The sequence below is a fragment of the Neiella holothuriorum genome (assembly GCF_019457915.1).
In the GTDB taxonomy this organism is placed as follows: domain Bacteria; phylum Pseudomonadota; class Gammaproteobacteria; order Enterobacterales; family Neiellaceae; genus Neiella; species Neiella holothuriorum.
This window is the reverse complement of sequence record NZ_JAHZSS010000002.1, coordinates 137,467-156,473: the sequence shown is the minus strand read 5'-3', so window position 1 is coordinate 156,473 and position 19,007 is coordinate 137,467. Positions and strand designations below refer to the sequence as shown.

Annotated in this window: 13 protein-coding genes; 7 read left to right on the top strand and 6 right to left on the bottom strand. The window is 48.1% G+C overall.

From position 1 onward, the window contains the following. Positions 1-84: 84 nt before the first annotated feature. On the bottom strand, positions 85-1,947 hold the full coding sequence (locus tag K0504_RS02475) for an acyltransferase family protein (RefSeq protein WP_220102569.1): 1,863 nt from the start codon (positions 1,945-1,947) through the stop codon (positions 85-87). Positions 1,948-2,867: 920 nt separating this feature from the next. Then, entirely contained in the window at positions 2,868-4,355 is a 1,488-nt protein-coding gene (ilvC, locus tag K0504_RS02470) for a ketol-acid reductoisomerase (protein ID WP_220102568.1), read from the bottom strand. 118 nt (positions 4,356-4,473) lie between these two features. Here ilvC and ilvY point away from each other — a divergent pair, with 118 nt between their 5' ends. The 5 genes from ilvY (at position 4,474) to K0504_RS02445 (ending at position 9,270) form a co-directional block, all read left to right on the top strand. After that, a complete protein-coding gene (ilvY, locus tag K0504_RS02465) occupies positions 4,474-5,358 on the top strand; it encodes an HTH-type transcriptional activator IlvY (RefSeq protein ID WP_220102567.1) in 885 nt (294 codons plus the stop codon). Between the two features lie 211 nt (positions 5,359-5,569). Beyond that, on the top strand, positions 5,570-6,820 hold the full coding sequence (locus K0504_RS02460; RefSeq protein ID WP_220102566.1) for a porin family protein: 1,251 nt from the start codon (positions 5,570-5,572) through the stop codon (positions 6,818-6,820). Between the two features lie 79 nt (positions 6,821-6,899). Continuing rightward, positions 6,900-7,364, top strand: a complete 465-nt coding sequence (locus K0504_RS02455; protein WP_220102565.1) for an FMN-binding protein — start codon at positions 6,900-6,902, stop codon at positions 7,362-7,364. Next, a complete protein-coding gene (locus K0504_RS02450; protein ID WP_220102564.1) occupies positions 7,342-8,061 on the top strand; it encodes a PepSY-associated TM helix domain-containing protein in 720 nt (239 codons plus the stop codon). Before K0504_RS02455 ends, K0504_RS02450 begins: the two co-directional genes overlap by 23 nt. Positions 8,062-8,199: 138 nt before the next feature. Next, on the top strand, positions 8,200-9,270 hold the full coding sequence (locus tag K0504_RS02445; protein WP_220102563.1) for a sensor domain-containing diguanylate cyclase: 1,071 nt from the start codon (positions 8,200-8,202) through the stop codon (positions 9,268-9,270). Positions 9,271-9,615: 345 nt separating this feature from the next. Here the strand turns inward: K0504_RS02445 and K0504_RS02440 are convergent, their stop codons facing one another. Further along, entirely contained in the window at positions 9,616-10,293 is a 678-nt protein-coding gene (locus K0504_RS02440) for a DUF3313 domain-containing protein (protein WP_220102562.1), read from the bottom strand. Between the two features lie 295 nt (positions 10,294-10,588). On the opposite strand from K0504_RS02440, the gene K0504_RS02435 reads away from it, so the two are divergent. After that, complete coding sequence (locus tag K0504_RS02435) at positions 10,589-11,500, top strand: glycoside hydrolase family 16 protein (RefSeq protein ID WP_220102561.1); 912 nt, start codon at positions 10,589-10,591, stop codon at positions 11,498-11,500. Between the two features lie 52 nt (positions 11,501-11,552). Here the strand turns inward: K0504_RS02435 and ggt are convergent, their stop codons facing one another. Beyond that, positions 11,553-13,238, bottom strand: coding sequence for a gamma-glutamyltransferase (gene ggt / locus K0504_RS02430; RefSeq protein WP_220102560.1), 1,686 nt, complete (start codon positions 13,236-13,238; stop codon positions 11,553-11,555). A 186-nt stretch (positions 13,239-13,424) separates the two neighbouring features. On the opposite strand from ggt, the gene K0504_RS02425 reads away from it, so the two are divergent. Next, positions 13,425-15,380: a PhnD/SsuA/transferrin family substrate-binding protein gene (locus K0504_RS02425; protein ID WP_220102559.1), complete on the top strand. Its 1,956-nt coding sequence runs from the start codon at positions 13,425-13,427 to the stop codon at positions 15,378-15,380. 76 nt (positions 15,381-15,456) lie between these two features. Here the strand turns inward: K0504_RS02425 and pntB are convergent, their stop codons facing one another. Both pntB and K0504_RS02415 read right to left on the bottom strand, forming a co-directional pair. Beyond that, positions 15,457-16,908, bottom strand: coding sequence for a Re/Si-specific NAD(P)(+) transhydrogenase subunit beta (gene pntB, locus K0504_RS02420; RefSeq protein WP_220102558.1), 1,452 nt, complete (start codon positions 16,906-16,908; stop codon positions 15,457-15,459). A gap of 5 nt (positions 16,909-16,913) precedes the next feature. Continuing rightward, positions 16,914-18,458 (bottom strand): Re/Si-specific NAD(P)(+) transhydrogenase subunit alpha, encoded by a 1,545-nt coding sequence (locus K0504_RS02415; RefSeq protein WP_220102557.1) that lies wholly within the window; start codon positions 18,456-18,458, stop codon positions 16,914-16,916. Positions 18,459-19,007: the final 549 nt, after the last annotated feature.

The following is a 19,007-nucleotide window of genomic DNA, read 5'->3' as shown; positions in this document are numbered from 1 at the left end:
AATGAGCCATGCTTTCATCGCTCAATAATTCAGCACTTCATCTTAATTTGGCGCTACATTGCTTTTCTGACAAGCCTGCCCGCACTAGGACTCCTTGCCCGTACCGAAAATTGCCAGTTGCTGTAATACATACAGCGCGCCATCGTGTGTTAAATGGCCATAATCAAATTGCATTGGGGAATTGTTAACCAAGGTTGTGCAACTCATCGGCGTTTGACACATTTGATCTAGAATCGACACATAAGTCGCATTGGTGTTTTTAGTGGTTAACTTCAGCTCCTGATCCGCTTGCTGAATTTTCTGATAGTTATTAAATGAAGCGACTTCTTCTTTAGACACTCGCGCTAAAATCCTTGGCAAGTCATCTCGGTATTCAAGCACAGGCCCAAACACAATGACTTTGTCAGCATGCAGGGCAATTCGCTCCACGGTAACACCGAGATAATCAGCATCTTCTTCAGTCCATCGGCCAGCTAAAATCACCACATCAAATTGTTCGTTGACGATAAGATCGTCATAGGCCCACTTCACTAAATCAGTACAGCGCGTTTCGCCCTTATATTGAACGGTTGGTTTACAGCCACTGGCCGTTACCTGAGAGATGCTATATTCGCTGGACACCAACTCATTTAAAGCCGAATACCAGTGAGCAGCGTGGCTATCGCCAATCAGCAACAAGCTTTGCTTACTTGACGATTTTTCTAAGCAGGTATCTTTATTGAACAGCTCGGCACTGTTGTGCTCCTTGGTTAGAAAACATTCGCCTAAACGAAATCCTTCCTCTCCGTAATTTAAATAATCGGCGTAATTCAACTGGTCTTCTGAATAGAGGCTTTCTTTCCAATTTTTGAGGGGCACAATACTCACAGAGACCAATGCGCACACCGTGATAGATGTTTGGATAGGCAGCCAAGGTCTAGCTCGAAAACACATTTTTCGGGTGGGCTCTTCAACAAGATGGTAAGTGACCGACGCCAGCCCCACTGAAATAACCAAAATCCAAAGACGATCCAGCAAGCTCAGATCAACACCATAGATGAGCGAAAATAAGACAAAAACAGGCCAATGCCATAGGTAGAGCGAATAAGAAATGTCGCCAACATAACGCATCGGCGCAATAGAAAGGGCGCGGTGGGTCCAGTCGCCGGCACGGCAAGCATAAAGGATCATTGCCGTTGCAAAAGTCGGTAATAGTGCGTTAACGCCAGGAAAGGACATCTGCTCTTTGTCGTAAAAAACAAAGCAAACCAGTAAGGCTAACAGCCCGGTAGCCGTAATAGATTCACGCACCCATGCCTGCTTGGGCGGCGACACTTGGTTCATCGCAATGAATCCACCGACGATAAACTGCCAAAAGCGGAATTGGCTACCAAAAAAGACAAACGACTCATTGGTCGACAGAAACCATTCGCTGAGGGCAAAACTCGCCAAGGCCATGGCGCCTAAGGCATAGAACATCCAGCGCTTTAAAAACTTGTAGAGAAGAACAATAACTATTGGAAATATAATATAAAACTGCTCTTCTACTGATAACGACCAAGTGTGAAGAAGGGCAGATGAATGAAGTGGAAAATCAAAGTAACCTGTTTGGCTATAAAACCAAAAATTAGAGACATATAATAAAGAAGATAATAAAGAGCTAATGTAATTGTCAAAGTCAGCGTAGCCGAGTACTTTGGCACAAAGTATCGCTGTCGGAACTAAAACAAATAAATAGGCAGGCATTAATCGCTGAACACGTCGGCGATAGAAGTCTAAAAAACTAAATTTCCCCTGAATCAGATCCCGATAAATAAATCCAATAATTAAATAACCGGATATTACGAAGAAGGCATCAACCCCAACGAAGCCGCCAGGCAAGTAGTGTGGCGTCACGTGATACAGCACCACGCTGATCACAGCCAAAGCTCTTAAGCCTTGAATTTCTGCACGAAAAAAAGAACTCATATAACTATCTTCCTTGAAGTTTGGCCGCAAAAATAACAGGCAAGTAATGCCTATTAATTCCAGCTTGTTCTTTTTATTATTGGCTATCCGAGCACAGGGAGAAAATGAAATTCAGAATGAATCTCATTAAAAACAATACTATTAAAAACAATGATGTCAAGCGGACCAAACAAAACAGACAATCACAAAACTAATGAAGCAACACCTAATACAGCATCACTTAAATAAGCAGATCTTATAAAAGGTTGATTGCAATTATTAATATTAACCAGGCCACGACAAGATAATTATTACAAAGCCAAGCCAGCATAATAATTTATGAATGAATTTAATTTATTTATATCACCGTATTCAATCGAACCATAGTCAATTAATCTCATTGTTATTCATCGTGTTACAACGAATACCCGCGGAAAAATAAACCAACTTTTCATTTTTTTGTCGCGCAGACACTGCCCGCTAAACGAACGGCAAGTAAGTTGATTATGCCGCGGATATGCCTTGTCAAAGCGCCGGCTAACCTCCACGACAGCTCATTTTCACCAAACAACATAAGCCTTTGACCGGCGCTCTTACTGCAGGGTTTGGGCGCATGGATTTGTTGAAACTCGCTGGATAGCGTTAGAGACTTTGCGCCAATTGCAATTGGATTTTTACGCAACGGGCTGAGGGGGTACGAAGAGTATCTCGAGTAGCTTTAACGCTAATACCGGTTGGTGCTTTTTCGAAGTTGGGCGAGGCGAACGCCGCTCTGAATAGGTAAGTGTTTTTTGCATCAGTGACTAGGAAAGTTCAAGGCAAATATTTGAAGCAATACCGAGAGTATTGCGAGCGAGCTTAACGAAGCACAACGCACGAAAAAGGCAAAAAAAAGCCCAACACAAGGTTGGGCAACATACTACAAACTACCGACAGTCAGGTCACTGAGAAACTTCTACAATCCGTTTCATGTCGGTCATGTACCCGCGTAGGGTCTTACCGACAATCTCGATAGGGTGGTTGCGAACGGCTTCGTTAACTTCAGCCAAGCGCATGTTGTCCACACTATTGCTCTCAAATTCAATCCCTTTACCAATGACTTCAGTCGTCAGGTTAGGCATGAGTTTTTCACGCAGCAATGGCACGGCAGCGTGTGAGAACAGATAGTTGCCATATTCGGCAGTATCTGAAATCACCACGTTCATTTCGTACAATTTGCGGCGAGCAATGGTGTTTGCAATAAGCGGGGTTTCGTGGAGCGACTCATAATAAGCCGACTCTTCAATGATGCCCGCGTCTACCATGGTTTCGAAGGCTAGCTCTACGCCTGCTTTGATCATGGCAACCAGCAAGATACCTTTATCGAAGAACTCTTGTTCGTTGATTTCAGCATCACATTCTGGTGCTTTTTCAAAGCTGGTTTCGGCTGTTTCTTCACGCCATTTCAGCAAGTTAGCATCATCGTTTGCCCAGTCTTCCATCATGGTGCCAGAGAATTCACCGGCAATAATGTCGTCCATGTGCTTTTGGAATAATGGGGCGAGTAATTCCTTTAACTCTTCAGCCAAGTCATAAGCTTTCACTTTGGCTGGGTTGCTCAGGCGGTCCATCATCAAGCTGATGCCACCAATCTTGAGCGCTTCTGTAACAGTTTCCCAACCGTACTGAATCAGTTTTGCGGCGTAGGCTGAGTCCATGCCGTCGGCAACCATTTTCTCGTGACCGAGAATTGCGCCGGTTTGCAGCATGCCACACAGAATTGTTTGCTCGCCCATCAAGTCAGACTTAACTTCTGCCACGAATGAAGACGACAATACGCCAGCACGGTCACCGCCAGTAGCAGACGCCCAAGCTTTAGCAATATCGTAGCCAATACCTTGTGGGTCATTTTCTGGGTGAACCGCAATCAACGTAGGGACACCAAAGCCACGCTTGTACTCTTCGCGTACTTCAGAGCCTGGACACTTAGGTGCAACCATCACAACCGTCAGGTCATCACGGATTTGCATGCCCTCTTCAACGATGTTGAAACCATGGGAATAACCCAAGATTGCGCCTTGCTTCATCAGCGGCATAACTGTTTCAACAACATTGGTGTGTTGCTTATCTGGCGTCAGGTTGCACACCAAATCCGCAGTTGGGATCAATTCTTGGTACGTACCAACGGTGAAACCGTTGTCAGTGGCTTGCTGCCACGATGCGCGCTTTTCTTTAATGGCAGCTTCACGCAGGGCGTAGCTAACATCTAAGCCAGAGTCACGCATGTTCAGACCTTGGTTAAGGCCTTGAGCGCCACAACCAACAATCACGACTTTTTTACCTTTGAGGACGTTGCAGCCGTCTGCAAATTCGTCACGTTTCATGAAGCGACACACGCCAAGCTGAGCAAGTTGCTGTCTCAGGTTTAGGGTGTTGAAGTAGTTCGCCATGGTAATTATTTCCTCAATTTCGACGGTGCCATTCTAGAGATATCTTATGATTTCGTAAAATGACATATTTTCAATACTGTGTTTCAATATATGAAATGATTCATTTAGGAGCATGAACTTGGACATCCGTTCACTCAGAATGTTCTGCCACTTGGCAACCAGTCTTCATTTTGGCCATACCAGCAGCGCCATGCACGTCAGCGCGCCTACTTTAAGTCGAACCATTCAGCGATTGGAAGAAGAAGTAGGAGAAGCCTTGTTTAGTCGTGACAACCGTCGCGTTCAGCTCACCGATGCTGGACAAAAATTCCTATTATTTGCGCAACGGGTACTCCATGACTGGCAAGATTTAGAGCAGCACCTTTCGGCCGGTCACGAGGCGCTCAGTGGTCAAATCCATATTTATTGTTCGGTGACCGCAAGCTATTCCTTTTTGTATGAGTTGCTCAACGATTTTCGTCACCAGCATCCGGCCGTCGATATCAAGCTCAGTACTGGCGATCCGGCGGACGCACTGGATTGGGTGCGCGATGGCAATGCCGATATTTCCATCACGGCCAAGCCCGATAAACTTTCCTCGAGCCTGATGTTCCAGAAATTGGGTGATGCACCATTGCAAATGGTTGGCCCAGTGGTGCCATGCCAGGTCAGTCAGCAGATCGCCACCCATGATATTGATTGGCAAGCCCTACCATACATCCTACCAGAACGTGGCTTGGCCCGAACGCGGCTGGACAAATGGTGCAAGTCTCAAGGCTTCAAACCACGCGTTCACGCCGAGGTGTCCGGTCATGAAGCCATCGTCTCCATGGTTGCGCTGGGATTAGGCGTAGGGCCCGTGCCGTTGGCGGTGTTGCGCGGCAGCCCTCTGAAAAACAATATTCGGGTGCTTGATCTGCCAAAACCATTTGGGCCATTTGAGGTTGGCCTTTGTAGTAGTAAACGTGCCCTGCAAGATCCAAAAGTGGCTGCCTTTTGGGCAATTGCCCAGCAACCCAGATAAGACGTAGATTTAAGTTCAGCGCATAATTTGCGCTGAACCCAACAACAAATACAGTTAGCGCACCTTGATTTAAATCAATTAACACTAATAGCAACCATTCTTATTTACATTTCTTTACATAGCTTTCATAATTCACCACACACAAATATTGAGGCCACCCCTGATGTTGGCCCAAAACACACTTTAGCCCTACGAAAATGGAGATTCGCCCATGCGTTTCACAATCAAACCAGTTGCTATGGCATTAACTATGGCGCTGTCAGCGACTGCAGCAGCAGCCGACAAAGAGCCTTCTGTTGCCGAGTTGATGGAGATGATCAAAGCCCAACAGGCAATGATCGAAAAGCAAAACCAAATGATTGAGCAACTTTCTGAAAAAGTTGACAAAGTTGAAGTTGAAACCGTTGCTAACACGCAAGCGGTTGAAGCTACTGTTGAAGCCATTGAAACGGCGTCTACAGGTGAAGGAACCGCATGGGATCGCATTAGCTTTGGCGGTTATGGCGAACTGCATTACAACAACTTAGACGGTAGCGGCGGCGCTAGCGATAAGAAAGAAATCGACTTCCACCGCTTCGTACTATTCACCGGTTACGAATTCACCGACAACCTACGTTTCTTCTCAGAGTTGGAATTAGAGCACTCATTATCTGGCGACGACAAACCAGGTGAAGTTGAGCTAGAGCAAGCCTACATCGAGTACGACTTTAACGAAAACTACTCCGCTAAAACCGGTTTGTTCCTGTTGCCAATCGGCTTATTAAATGAGACTCATGAGCCGCCAACGTTCTACGGCGTAGAGCGCAACAATGTTGAGAAAAACATTATTCCAACCACTTGGTGGGAAGCCGGTGCCGGCGTTACCGGTAAGTATGACAATGGCATTAGCTGGGGCAGTTATGTTCACTCTGGTCTAAAAACCTCTGCCGATAGCAGCTACAAGATCCGTAGCGGTCGTCAAAAAGTTGCTGAGGCGAGTGCCGAAGATTTGGCCTACACCGCAAACATCAAGTATTCAGGCGTTCCGGGCCTAGAGTTAGGCGCGGCAGTTCAATACCAAGGTGACGTGACCCAAGGCGAAGATCCAGATGCCGGTAGCGCAACCCTGATTGAAGTTCACGGTACCTACCAATACGAGCAATTCGGTCTGCGTACCCTCGTTGCAATATGGGACCTTGATGGTTCAGGCCCTAAAGCCATCGGTGCAGATGAGCAATACGGTTTCTACGTTGAGCCAAGCTGGCGCTTCAATGACTCGTTCGGCGTATTCGCTCGCTACAGCGAGTGGGATAACCAAGCCGGTGACGACAATGACAGCGAAAGCGAATACGCCCAATATGACTTTGGTGTGAACTGGTGGCTCCACCCACAAGTGGTCATCAAAGCGGACTACCAAATTCAAGATAATGAAAGTGGTAAAGAGCAAGATGGCGTTAACCTAGGCATGGGTTACCACTTCTAATCCTGCTATGAAACAGTCATTGATTCTGATTTACCTGCTGTTATGTGTTGCTCCGTTGGCGAACGCCAAGGGGCAGTATATGAGCGAGTCAGCGTTTTTGACGCAAGCATTTGGCGAGTCGGTACCGGCTCGCCAAATGCTTTGGCTTCGTGGCCAGTTAAAAAAAGACGTGATTAAATTGCTGGGCCATTCCTACGGCAAAATTCGCCTGTACTACTGGCATCATGGCACCACCACCAGCTGGATCTTGGAACAAATAGGCAAAGAAAAGCCCATCACGGCAGGCTTTGTCGTTGATCAGCAACGCATCGTGCAAACACATGTATTGGAATTTCGCGAATCGCGTGGCTGGGAAATCAAGCGCCCGGCTTTCACTCAACAATTTGAATTTATTGAACTGACCGATAATAATCGGCTGTCTAAACACATAGACGGCATCACCGGAGCAACCCTTTCGGTTAATGCCATGAACCGCATGGCGAAACTAGCGCTGCGGCTCGATCAAGAGGTTCAGCTCACCCTTGCGCAACGGCAAACTCACTAATCGTTTTTTCGTAACCTGGCATCGCCGGGTTGGCCTATTTGTCGCATTGCTAGCCCTGATCCTTTGTGTCACAGGCGTACTGCTGCAACACACCGAACGCTTTAAGCTTGATCGCACTTACCTAACCGCACCTTGGCTTTTAAATTGGTACAACTACCCCGAGCCCCGTGTTGACGCCATTCAGCTTAGTCAGCAACAAGTGCGGCAAATTGACGACCAAATTCTACTGGCGCAAACCATTGTGGGTCAGAGCAAAGGCCAGCTTTGGGGCGCAGCCGAAACCTCTGAGACCGTGCTCATCGCCAGTGGCCATGTGTTGATTTGGCTAACCCTCGATGGCGAAATCATTGATGTGATGCCCACGCCCATCGCCGAAGCGTCATCCACCCTGGCGAGAACCGGTGAGCAATTTCAAATCTGGACACCAAACGGCTGGCTCATTGCCGATCCAGAGCTAAGCAACTGGCAAGCCGGGCCTGATCCTGGAGAATTGCCCTTGGCCGTTGAACCTTCGGATTTTCGCCAAGCCGCACTTCCGCCGGAGCTGAGTGTGGGTGTTAGTCTGGAGCGGTTATTACTCGATCTTCATAGCGGCAGATTATTTGGTTTTATCGGCGTATTGCTCATGGATTTAGCGTCCATTGGGCTGGTCTTGCTCGCCATCTCGGGCTGCTGGTTATGGCTCCGTCGCCGCTAAATAAAAACTGTTGGCTCCTTCGCTAATTCGCAATGAAATCAGACAAGATCAGTGAAGTAGCCACAACTTTACGCAATTAAGCCTTCATCGCACTCCACCAACGTCTACGCTAGGTTTGTTACGATATTGGAGTTCTCTATGCTGTCACCATCCAGTAGCGAGGCGGTGATCCGTCGGCTCTATCAAATCACACAGGATTATAAGCAAGGGTTTGATCATCAAATCACTGAGTTAATCCGAATGGGTCTGACCCGATTCAACCTCGATATTGGCATCTTGTCGCACATTGAAGGCAAACATTATGTAATCGATCACTGTGTGGTGCCAGACGGGTTAGAACTGCACCAAGGTGACAAATTTAATTTCGATTCCACCTACTGCGCCATCACCTGTAAAGCCAAGGCCCCCGTTGCTATCGAACACATGGGGGAAGATGATCGCTACGCGTCCCATCCTGCCTACCAAGAATTTGGCCTTGAATCCTATATTGGTATTCCCATCTGCTTTGAAGATGAAGTGTATGGCACTCTAAACTTTTCCAGTGCGATCCCATATTCACGTAAGTTTGCCGATGTTGATATTGATGCCCTGCAGTTAATGGCGTCATGGATTGAAGTCGAGTTGATCCGCCGCAAGCAAGAGCAGCAACTCGAAGATCTCAACCGCAAACTTAAGTTTCAGGCCTATTACGACAGCCTCACCAACATTCCCAACCGCCGCGGTATGTTCCAGCACATGATGAAAGAGCTTAAGCGGCTTAACCGTTCAAATAGCAAAGGCTCACTCTCACTGCTGGATATCGATTTTTTCAAAAAAGTGAACGACACCTACGGCCATTCCGTGGGCGATGCGGTGCTCAAAGAGGTCGCCACCAAAATCTCTGACGCATTGCGTGAATATGATTATGTTGCTCGCTTAGGCGGCGAAGAATTTGTAATTTGGTTCCCCGATGCCGATGACTCGGCCAACCTCGAAGCCTGCCGCCGTATCATGGAAAGCATTGGCACCATTGAGCAATTACCAGAGCCGTTGACGGTCTCCATCGGTAGCTGCCAACTGGACTGCAAAAACTGCAATACGATCGATGCCGCCGAGGTGCTGGCCGAATTATTGGAAAAAGCCGACCAAGCCTTGTATCACGCCAAAGCGGCTGGCCGAAACCGGCTGGTTCGCTACGAAGACATTGTTGAAACTCAAAACGAATATTAGTTGCCTTGCCCGCCAGAGCGCGGCTCAACAAAAACCCCCGTTAATACCGATCGAGTGAAGCCGGGCTCGCGTACTAATTGATGCAAGTATTAGAATCCCTTGCGTTAAAATACTGGAACACGAATACCGCTTGGGCTTGAAATGAATGGGTAAGCGACTTTGTCATTCAGCAGGATAACGTTGGAGCAAAGCCGTCGTAACGCCCCTTGCAAAAGGTTCGCTTGAGCGCCCCGAGACGTCGGGGAAACTTGTTCAGGTATCTCGTAAATGGCGAGATGAGCTGGCAATAACGCATAAAAAAAGCAGCTCCAAACGCTGCTTTTTTTATTCGAATTTCCGCGCTATTTAATGCAAGTCGCGGCCAATCCCTTCAATCATTTCTTGATTCCACTTGTCGATGACAGGCTTGACCATATCAAAATTAAGAACGGCTTCATCGTCATCCACTTCCTTACCAATACCAACCAGCACGGTTGAGCTGAGCAATTCGCCACTGACTGAATCAATCACTTCTCCTTCAACCGTTAAGTGAGCCGCGAGGTTGTCTAAATTGCCCGTTGCAGCCGATGCGACAAACGCAATAGGCAGGTACTGTAATGCCGTTAGCCCTTGATCATCAATCGACGCACCCGTGATGGCTAAGCGCAAACGCACCACGCCAGGGCCTGGTTTATCCACCAGCTTGCCGGTACTAGCCGCTGATTCTCGTATGCTTTCGTTGGTGTAATTCAGTACCTCGGCCAGCACTTCACTTGTGACTTTTTCCGATGTCATGGGGGCAGGGAAATACACGATCGGATCAATCATCAGCGCCGTATGATTACCACTGGCCATTGCATCACTAACCCAACGCGTCTTGAGTAGATCGTCATCGCCTGTTGGGATTTCAACTTGCCTATCGTAGTTGCTCAAAAAGCCGCTGTGTTTGGCTTCGTCGGTCTCAGCGGTTGAGCCACAACCCGCCAAAACCGCAATCAGGCTCAGGCCAACAATCCCTTTGATACCCTTCAACCACTTATTCATAGTGTTTCCCCTTTACTGATCAATGAATTAGGCACGTCACCCAATGTTAGTGATTTGATGCGAATGATTGATTTAAGTTCCACAGCATTTGATTTTAATCGGGAGCGCCTCGCTGGCTATTTGTTATTGATGCAGCCGGCAGATCAGATCTGCCTCGCAAATTAATGAATTGTTAATTTAAAGCCCTAGCTAAATCTTGATAAGCTAGCAATGTAAGCCCTTACATAAACATAAATACTGGGGTTACAGCGAATAGCTCGGTATAACAACTAGCCCACGAACAAGAAGAGACATCATGAAACCACACTTCATAGCCAGCTCTGCGGCGGTGATTGCAATAACCGGTTTAACCGCCTGTTCTCCAGCCGACTCTACCTCTCAACCTGAAGCCTACGCTGGCTATACAGGTCAATACGATAATTTCACCTTGGTTATGGATGAGCGTTTCGATGGCTTCGATTCAGCCTTATGGGAACGTGGCGATGGCGCAGTAGGCCATGAAGCCGACTGCCGCTTTCAGCCACAAGGCGTTGAAATCAATAACGGTGTAATGGCGCTAACCGTTCGTAAAGAACCTATTGCTGAAGGGTTTTCAAACGATCATCAGTTGCAAAAACGCGCTTACGATTACAGCTGCGGCGAAATCCGCACCGTTGAAAAAATCAAATACGGTCGCATTGAAGCGCGCTTTAAAACCCCAACAACTCCCACGACAGGCTTTATTTCGTCACTGTTTACCTACGATCGTGATGATGGGCAGTGGCGCGAAATCGATATTGAATTGGAAGGCGGCCGCCCCGGTTCAATGCAATCCAACTTAATCTTTGCCGATGGTGCAACCGACCCTGATTTTGGCTGGAGTCAAACGCGCGCATGGGGCGCTTGGGAAAGTCTTCATCCAATGACCAAGGCCACCAACGAATGGACCGTTTACGCCATTGAGTGGACGCCAGACTATATGGCGTGGTTCATGGATGGTGTGGAGGTTCGCCGGCTGACCAACAGCGATTTAGACAACCAACCCTATAAAGCACCTCAAGTGAATAAAACTTGGGTGCCAGAAACGGAAACGAAAATCATGATGAATTTTTGGATCCCTACGCCGCAAGTAGGCCCTCATTTTGGTGGCGAGACCTCTGGCAACCAATATCCGATGACCGCGGAATATGACTGGTTCCGCTACTACGCATACACACCACAGAGTTAACGTTTCAGATTTCCCTGGATTAGGAGCGCATAGCGCTCCTTTTTTTCACCAATTAATAGCCCGCAGCTTGCCCGTCTTTTCGGCTTTCCGATGCGCCGTAATACACACCGCTATTAGGGTCGCGCAAGATTGCTTGATAGCCACCGAACGAGCCTGAATTTTGCTGCAACGTATGCCCTCGTTTGAGCAACTGCCGGCGTGTCATAAAGCTAAAACCTTCTTCTAAACTGAGCACGCCACCATCAAGCATTTGCTGGCCGGTCGGCTGGCTTGAGCCGGTATGGAGAATACGCGGCGCATCGCCTGCTTCTTGCAGATTCATGCCAAAATCCACCAGATTAATCACGATTTGCGCATGAGCCTGTGGCTGTGTTGCTCCGCCCATGACGCCAAAGCTAACCCAAGGTTTGTCTTCTTTGGTAATGAATGCCGGAATAATGGTGTGGAATGGCCGTTTGCCCGGCTCGTAAACATTAAAATGGCCGGCTTCTAACGAAAACAATTCGCCCCGATCTTGCAGCATAAAGCCAAGCTCACCGGGTACCATGCCCGAGCCCATACCGCGGTAATTGCTTTGGATTAACGACACCATATTACCGTGCTTATCGGCCGTCGTTAGGTAAATAGTATCGCCATGCACAATACCCGCATCCACGCGTTTGCTGGCTTTGTTCATATCAATCAAAGCGCGACGCTTATTGGCGTAATTTTTGGAAATCAGTTGCTGAACGGGGATGGTATTAAAGTCCGTATCGGCGTAATACTTCGCACGATCTGCAAACGCCAACTTTTTCGCTTCAACAAAAGCGTGAACATAATCAGGCGAATCAAAGCCCATGGCTTGAATGTCATAACCTTCCAAAACATTCAGTATTTGCAGCGCGGCAATCCCCTGACCATTGGGTGGCAACTCCCACACGTCATAGCCGCGGTAATTCGTCGACACAGGCTCAACCCATTCGGAACGGTGTGATGCTAAGTCGTCATAACTTAAAAAGCCGCCATTGGCTTTCATATAAGCGGCAATGTCTTTTGCGATTTGGCCTTTGTAGAACGCATCTCGACCGCCTTTCGCGATCGCTTTGTAGGTATTGGCAAGGCGCGGATTGGCAAAAATGTCGCCCTTGCTGGGGATCTTGCCATTAGGCATGTAGGTTTCAGTAAATCCCGGAAATTGGCTTAATTTAGGCGCACTCCGCCCTAAGTAATAACCAATCAGTTCAGTAACAGGAAAGCCTTGTTCGGCATAACCAATCGCCGGTTGCAGTAGCTGTGCCATCGGCAGTTGACCGAATTTACCGTGCAATTCGAACCAGCCGTCCACTGCACCGGGTACAGAGACGGGCAGCGGTCCATGGGATGGAATTTTAGTCATCCCATTATCAATGAAATAATCGCGAGTTAGCGATTTTGGCGATCGACCTGAAGCATTGAGGCCATAAAGCTTTTTGCTTTTGGCATCCCAAACAATGGCGTATAAATCACCTCCAACACCGCAGCCCGTTGGCTCAACCAACCCCAACATGGCGTTGGCAGCAATCGCAGCATCAATGGCATTGCCGCCTTGTTTCAGTACATCTAGTGCCACTTGCGTAGCGAGCGGTTGACTGGTGGCAGCCATGCCGTTGCTTGCAATCACTTCCGAGCGGCTCGCGAAGTCATGGCCGGTCACTCGGTCGTAACTCCAAACGTGGCCCGTTAGCAACATTGCCGATATCCCAATAAGCCAGCTTTTCATCGTTTCAACTCCCTTACTTGATCCGGCCACCAGCTTACGATGCAGCCACATGAATATCACCTGTTTGGTCAATTAAATCAGCACATTGCTTAAAAGGAGTGGTACCACGGCTTTTTCCATACAAGATTTGCCATCTCGACTGAACCCGTTAGGCTTAAGTACGGAAAAACAAATAAAAGCAGAACCATGGCAGCAGTGAGCTCACGTTGGACACAACGAATTGGCATAGCAATGTGCATGCTCGTCATGTTTTTGGCTCAACCCGTCATTGCAGAAGAGTTGGTACGCATTGGGGTGATTGCCAAGCGCGGCCATGAAATTACACTAGAACGTTGGCAACCAACCGCCGACTACTTAACCGGTCAGATCCCCGGTTATGTGTTTGAAATTCTCCCCCTCACGTTTGATCAAGTCCCTAATGCCGTGGAAGCTGGCAACGTGCAGTTTATTCTGGTCAACGCTTCAATGTACGTGCAGCTCGAGCACGACTATGGCATTAGCCGGATTGCCACCTTAAAAAACAAAAAAGCAGGTAAAGTCTTTTCGACGTTCGGCAGCGTTATTTTTAGCCATGCTGACAAATTACAGCTCACCAACATTAGTCAGCTCCGCAACCAACACGTCGCGGCGGTGGATAAAGCCTCCCTCGGCGGCTGGCACATGGCAATGAAAGAAATGCTAGATGCCGGTATCGACCCGCATACCGATTTGGCTTCAGTCAGCTTTGAAGGCACCCATGACAATGTGGTTCAAGCCGTTCTTAATGGCCGCGCTAGCATTGGTATAGTCCGTACCGATCTGCTTGAGAAAATGGCAGCAGAAGGCAAAATCTCACTGGCGAACATCAGCGTGCTACCGCCACCACAAGAGCAATTAAACCAATTTCCGTTTTTACTGAGTACCGCCCTTTATCCCGAGTGGCCCTTTTCCAAAGTGTCTTACACATCAAGTGCACTGGCAGAACAAGTTGCTGCCGCCTTGTTGCTGATGCCAACCAGTGGCCCAACTCAAGCCGCCGACATTGCCGGCTGGACGGTACCGTCTCAATATCGTGTGGTACGGGAGCTACTACAAACTTTGCGGTTGCCCCCTTACGATAATTACGATGAGATACGCCCAAGCCAAATCATTGAGCAATATACCTATACCGTCCTCACGATCGCGTTGATCTTGTTTGGCATGGCCGCCATGTTGATTCGACAACATCGCCTGACCCACTCATTAACCCAAACCCAAATCAAATTAGCGGATTATTCGCACCGCTTGAGTTTGGCTACTCAGGCAGGAAAATTTGGTATTTGGGAGTGGTACAGCAGCAGTCACTCATTAGTTTGGGATGGCCGTATGCATCAATTGTTCGCGCTCAAAGAAGATGTCAGCCAATCACTGTATCAAGTCTGGTTCGATCGCATTCATCCCGATGATCGGGCGCAAATTGAACATGCCCTGCTGGCGGCGAATGAACAACAAAGCAATATGGAGCTGGAATACCGCATCGTGTTGCCCAATGAGCAGGTTAGGGTGATCAAAAGCGCCTGTATCGTTGAACCAGCCACCACCCAAACTGAAAGCTACATGGTTGGCGTCAGCTGGGATATCACCGATTCCAAACAGTTGGAGCAAGAAGCCACGCAGTTGGCGGTCGTCGACAAGCTGACGGGTTGCAAAACTCAGTTAGGTTTTTTGCCGTGGGCCACGGCCGAGTTTGAACGAAGCCAGCGTTACAAAACCGGCTTTTCAATTTTGATGATCGATATCGACGATTTCAAAATATTTAACGACAAGATGGGCATAACTTTTGGTGATCGGGCGCTTGCGGCATTGGCCGATAGAATTCAAAAAACACTGCGCTCAACCGACTACTTATGCCGCTGGGGAGATGACCAATTTTCAGCGCTGTTACTGCATACCAAAGCCGAGTCGGCACAAGTAACCGCGCAGCGGCTGTGCAGTCAATTGCAATCAACGTCCATCGAATTAAATCATGTCAAAGCAACTTACACCGTCAGCATTGGTGTTGCTGAGCGATCACCCACCGACCAAGCCGTTACCGATACGTTAGAGCGTGCTGAGCAGGCCTTGCAACAAGCACAAGCGTTGGCGCCCAGCAAAGTTGTATTAGCCAAGGGAAGCATCGCGTAAGCACTTCAAGCCCTAGCATTTAGCCAATAAAAAAGCCGCTCGATGAGCGGCTTTTTGCTTTATCACAAAGTGCGAGTTACAGCGCCTTGTTGATGTTATCAACCGATGCTTTGGCATCGCCAAACAACATCCATGAGTTCTCTTTAAAGAACAATGGATTTTGGACACCCGCGTAACCTGTATTCATTGAACGCTTGAACACAATCACTTCTTTGGCATTCCAAACTTCCAATACCGGCATGCCAGCAATTGGGCTATTTGGATCATCTAGCGCAGCAGGGTTGACCGTATCATTCGCGCCAATCACAAGTACCACATCAGTTTCTGGGAAATCATCATTGATTTCATCCATTTCCAACACAATGTCATACGGCACTTTCGCTTCGGCTAACAGCACGTTCATGTGGCCTGGCAAACGACCCGCAACTGGGTGAATACCGAAGCGAACTTCAACGCCAGCATTACGCAGTTTCTGAGTAATTTCAGCAACTGGGTATTGAGCTTGCGCAACCGCCATACCGTAGCCAGGAGTGATGATCACGGAGCTGGCATTTTTCAATGTTTCAGCCACGTCTTCAGCTGTAGTTTCTTTGTGTTCACCTTGCTCTTCGCTGCTACCAGCACTAGAGCCATCGGTACCAAAACCACCCGCAATTACGCTAATGAACGAACGGTTCATGGCCTTACACATGATGTAAGACAGAATCGCACCGGATGAACCAACCAACGCACCGGTCACAATCAACAGATCGTTACTGAGCATGAAGCCTGCGGCCGCAGCTGCCCAACCAGAGTAAGAGTTCAACATCGACACAACAACCGGCATATCGGCACCACCGATCGATGCCACCAAGTGCCAACCGAAAGCAAAGGCAATCAGCGTCATGACGATCAATGGCCAAGTCTCGCCGCCTTGCTGTACGAAGTGGATCATCAGCACGGTTGAGGCCACAACAGCCAGTAAGTTCAGTTTGTGCTTGAATGGAATATTCAGCGGCGTAGAGGACATAACGCCACGCAATTTACCAAAGGCCACAATAGAGCCGGTGAAGGTAATGGCACCAATGAACACACCTAAGAAGACTTCCGTCAAATGGATGTTTTGCATGGCACTGTTCACAGGCTCTACTTTACCGCCCAAGGCCATTGCCAACTCATTAACACTAGCAAGTGCTTCTTTGGCAGCGGCTGCCGCTTCGTGATGTTCGAAGTAGCTGTTAAAGCCAACCAACACCGCAGCTAAACCCACAAAGCTGTGCAAAATAGCTACTAACTCAGGCATTTGCGTCATTTCGACTTTTAATGCCAAGCGAATACCAATGATGGCGCCAATTACCATTGCCACAATAATGTAGCCAACACCGCTGACTTTCGGGTCGAGAATGGTGGCGATGAGCGCAATGGTCATACCGGCAACGCCGTACCAGTTACCTGCTTTGGCAGATTCCTGCTTTGACAGACCAGCTAATGACAAAATGAACATCAGGGCAGAAACAATGTATGCCGCAGTTACTAATCCTTGAGACATGCTGCTTACTCCCCTTTACTGAACATTTTCAACATCCGGTGGGTGACGGTAAAGCCCCCGAAGATGTTAATTGCGGCAATTAACACGGCAATAAATGCCAGTATCATGATGAGTGGACTGTCGATGCCGACCTGTACCAAAGCACCGACAATGATGATGCCGGAAATCGCATTGGTCACACTCATAAGCGGCGTGTGCAAGGCGTGGGTCACGTTCCAAACGACGTAGTAACCAACCACACAGGCCAATACAAATACAGTGAAGTGCGCCAAGAACTCAGGCGGCGCAACGCTGCCAACCCAACCAAAAGCAGCAATGCCAGCAGCAGCCAGCGCAGGCTTGAGCCACGGCTTTTTCGGTGCTTCTGGTTCTTTTGCAACAGGCTCTGGTGCTGGCTCAGCTTTAGGTGCTGCACTCACTTGAATTGGTGGTGGTGGGAAGGTGACTTCGCCATCTTTCACCGAAGTAACACCACGGATCACCACATCTTCGAAATCGATGTTGATGTTGCCGTCTTTCTCTTTACACAGCAGCTTGAGCAAGTTGACCAAGTTGGTGCCGTAAAGCTGGCTCGACTGACCAGGTAAGCGCGATGGCAAATCCGTGTAACCAATAATGGTCACATCTTCTTTCACCACGACTTGCTCAGGCTCGGTTAACTCACAGTTACCACCAGTAGCAGCCGCCAAGTCAACAATCACGCTGCCCGGCTTCATCAGCTGAACCATGTCTTCTAAGATCAACTTAGGTGCAGGCTTGCCTGGGATCAGCGCCGTAGTGATGATGATGTCGACGTCTTTGGCTTGCTCACGGAACAATGCCATTTCTGCAGCGATGAATTCCTCTGACATGACTTTGGCATAGCCATCGCCGGAGCCAGCTTCTTCTTCAAACTCCAATTCAAGGAATTCAGCACCCATTGAATTAATTTGTTCTTTTACTTCTGGGCGAGTGTCGAATGCTCGAACTTCAGCGCCCAAGCTGCCCGCTGCACCAATCGCAGCTAAACCAGCAACACCAGCACCAATTACCAAAACTTTGGCTGGTGGAACTTTACCGGCAGCAGTAATTTGCCCCGTAAAGAAACGACCAAAATGATGGGCCGATTCAACCACCGCGCGGTAACCGGCGATGTTAGCCATTGAACTCAGTGCATCCAGCGATTGGGCACGAGAGATCCGCGGCACCATGTCCATGGCCATGGTATTAATTTTCTTGTCGGCAAGCAGTTTCAGCAACGCTTCATTCTGTGCTGGCCAAATAAAGCTGATCAGCAATGCGCCTTCTTTTAGTTGGTCGGCTTCATGACCATCGTCGGTCGCGATAGGACCGTTCACTTTTAGTACGATGTCACTTTGCCAAGCTGCAGCGCGGTCAACGACTTTAGCGCCCGCTTGTTCATACGCCTCATTGCTATGACTTGAGGCGAGTCCCGCATCTGCTTCAACGACCACATCAAAGCCCAGCTTGAGCAGCTGACCTATGCTTGTGGGCGTGGCGGCAACGCGCTTCTCATTAAGAGCGATTTCCTTTGGAATCCCGATTTGCATGAGATGGTTCCTAATTATGCTTATACTCTGTCGTTCCTCTGTGCAAGGAACGAGGGCGAGGTGCGAAAAACAGGCGTTCTTTATCAGCCATTTACACAAGTAAAAGATTGACCAAGAACAACCCCTAGTGGCTTTTTACTGCATTCGTCTTCTTGTTAGACCTGTTCAGCAATAAAGGCGTTGCTGATCAGCTCTCCATTATAGTTGCTTTGACTGGCGAGTTTTTGTTCAAAACTCACAGTAACGAGTTCGTTGTAATGCCTTTTTACAGTTTGCGAAGTTTACTACGCGTGGGACCTTGTTGCTGCTCAAACCAGGTGTGATTGAACAAAGTTTAAGCAGGCGAAATAGGTACGTCACTGTCGCCCCATCAAAGCAAGGCAGCATCATACCGACAAACAGAAAATATATGCAAAAAAAGTGACTATTTAATCATAAATATTTTTTGGTCACTTTTTATAAAAACAACAAATACAATAAAAACAGCTAGATAATAAAATTTCTCACATTCACGTTCTAGTCAATTTTATTTGCCGCTTGCTGCGCCAG

What these genes read in the sequence shown, in the direction of transcription:
- K0504_RS02475 (WP_220102569.1), bottom strand. Translation starts at nt 1,947, where the DNA reads ATGAGTTCTTTTTTTCGTGCAGAAATTCAAGGCTTAAGAGCTTTGGCT.
- ilvC (WP_220102568.1), bottom strand. Translation starts at nt 4,355, where the DNA reads ATGGCGAACTACTTCAACACCCTAAACCTGAGACAGCAACTTGCTCAG.
- K0504_RS02460 (WP_220102566.1), top strand. Translation starts at nt 5,570, where the DNA reads ATGCGTTTCACAATCAAACCAGTTGCTATGGCATTAACTATGGCGCTG.
- K0504_RS02455 (WP_220102565.1), top strand. Translation starts at nt 6,900, where the DNA reads ATGAGCGAGTCAGCGTTTTTGACGCAAGCATTTGGCGAGTCGGTACCG.
- K0504_RS02445 (WP_220102563.1), top strand. Translation starts at nt 8,200, where the DNA reads ATGCTGTCACCATCCAGTAGCGAGGCGGTGATCCGTCGGCTCTATCAA.
- K0504_RS02440 (WP_220102562.1), bottom strand. Translation starts at nt 10,293, where the DNA reads ATGAATAAGTGGTTGAAGGGTATCAAAGGGATTGTTGGCCTGAGCCTG.
- K0504_RS02435 (WP_220102561.1), top strand. Translation starts at nt 10,589, where the DNA reads ATGAAACCACACTTCATAGCCAGCTCTGCGGCGGTGATTGCAATAACC.
- ggt (WP_220102560.1), bottom strand. Translation starts at nt 13,238, where the DNA reads ATGAAAAGCTGGCTTATTGGGATATCGGCAATGTTGCTAACGGGCCAC.
- K0504_RS02425 (WP_220102559.1), top strand. Translation starts at nt 13,425, where the DNA reads ATGGCAGCAGTGAGCTCACGTTGGACACAACGAATTGGCATAGCAATG.
- pntB (WP_220102558.1), bottom strand. Translation starts at nt 16,908, where the DNA reads ATGTCTCAAGGATTAGTAACTGCGGCATACATTGTTTCTGCCCTGATG.
- K0504_RS02415 (WP_220102557.1), bottom strand. Translation starts at nt 18,458, where the DNA reads ATGCAAATCGGGATTCCAAAGGAAATCGCTCTTAATGAGAAGCGCGTT.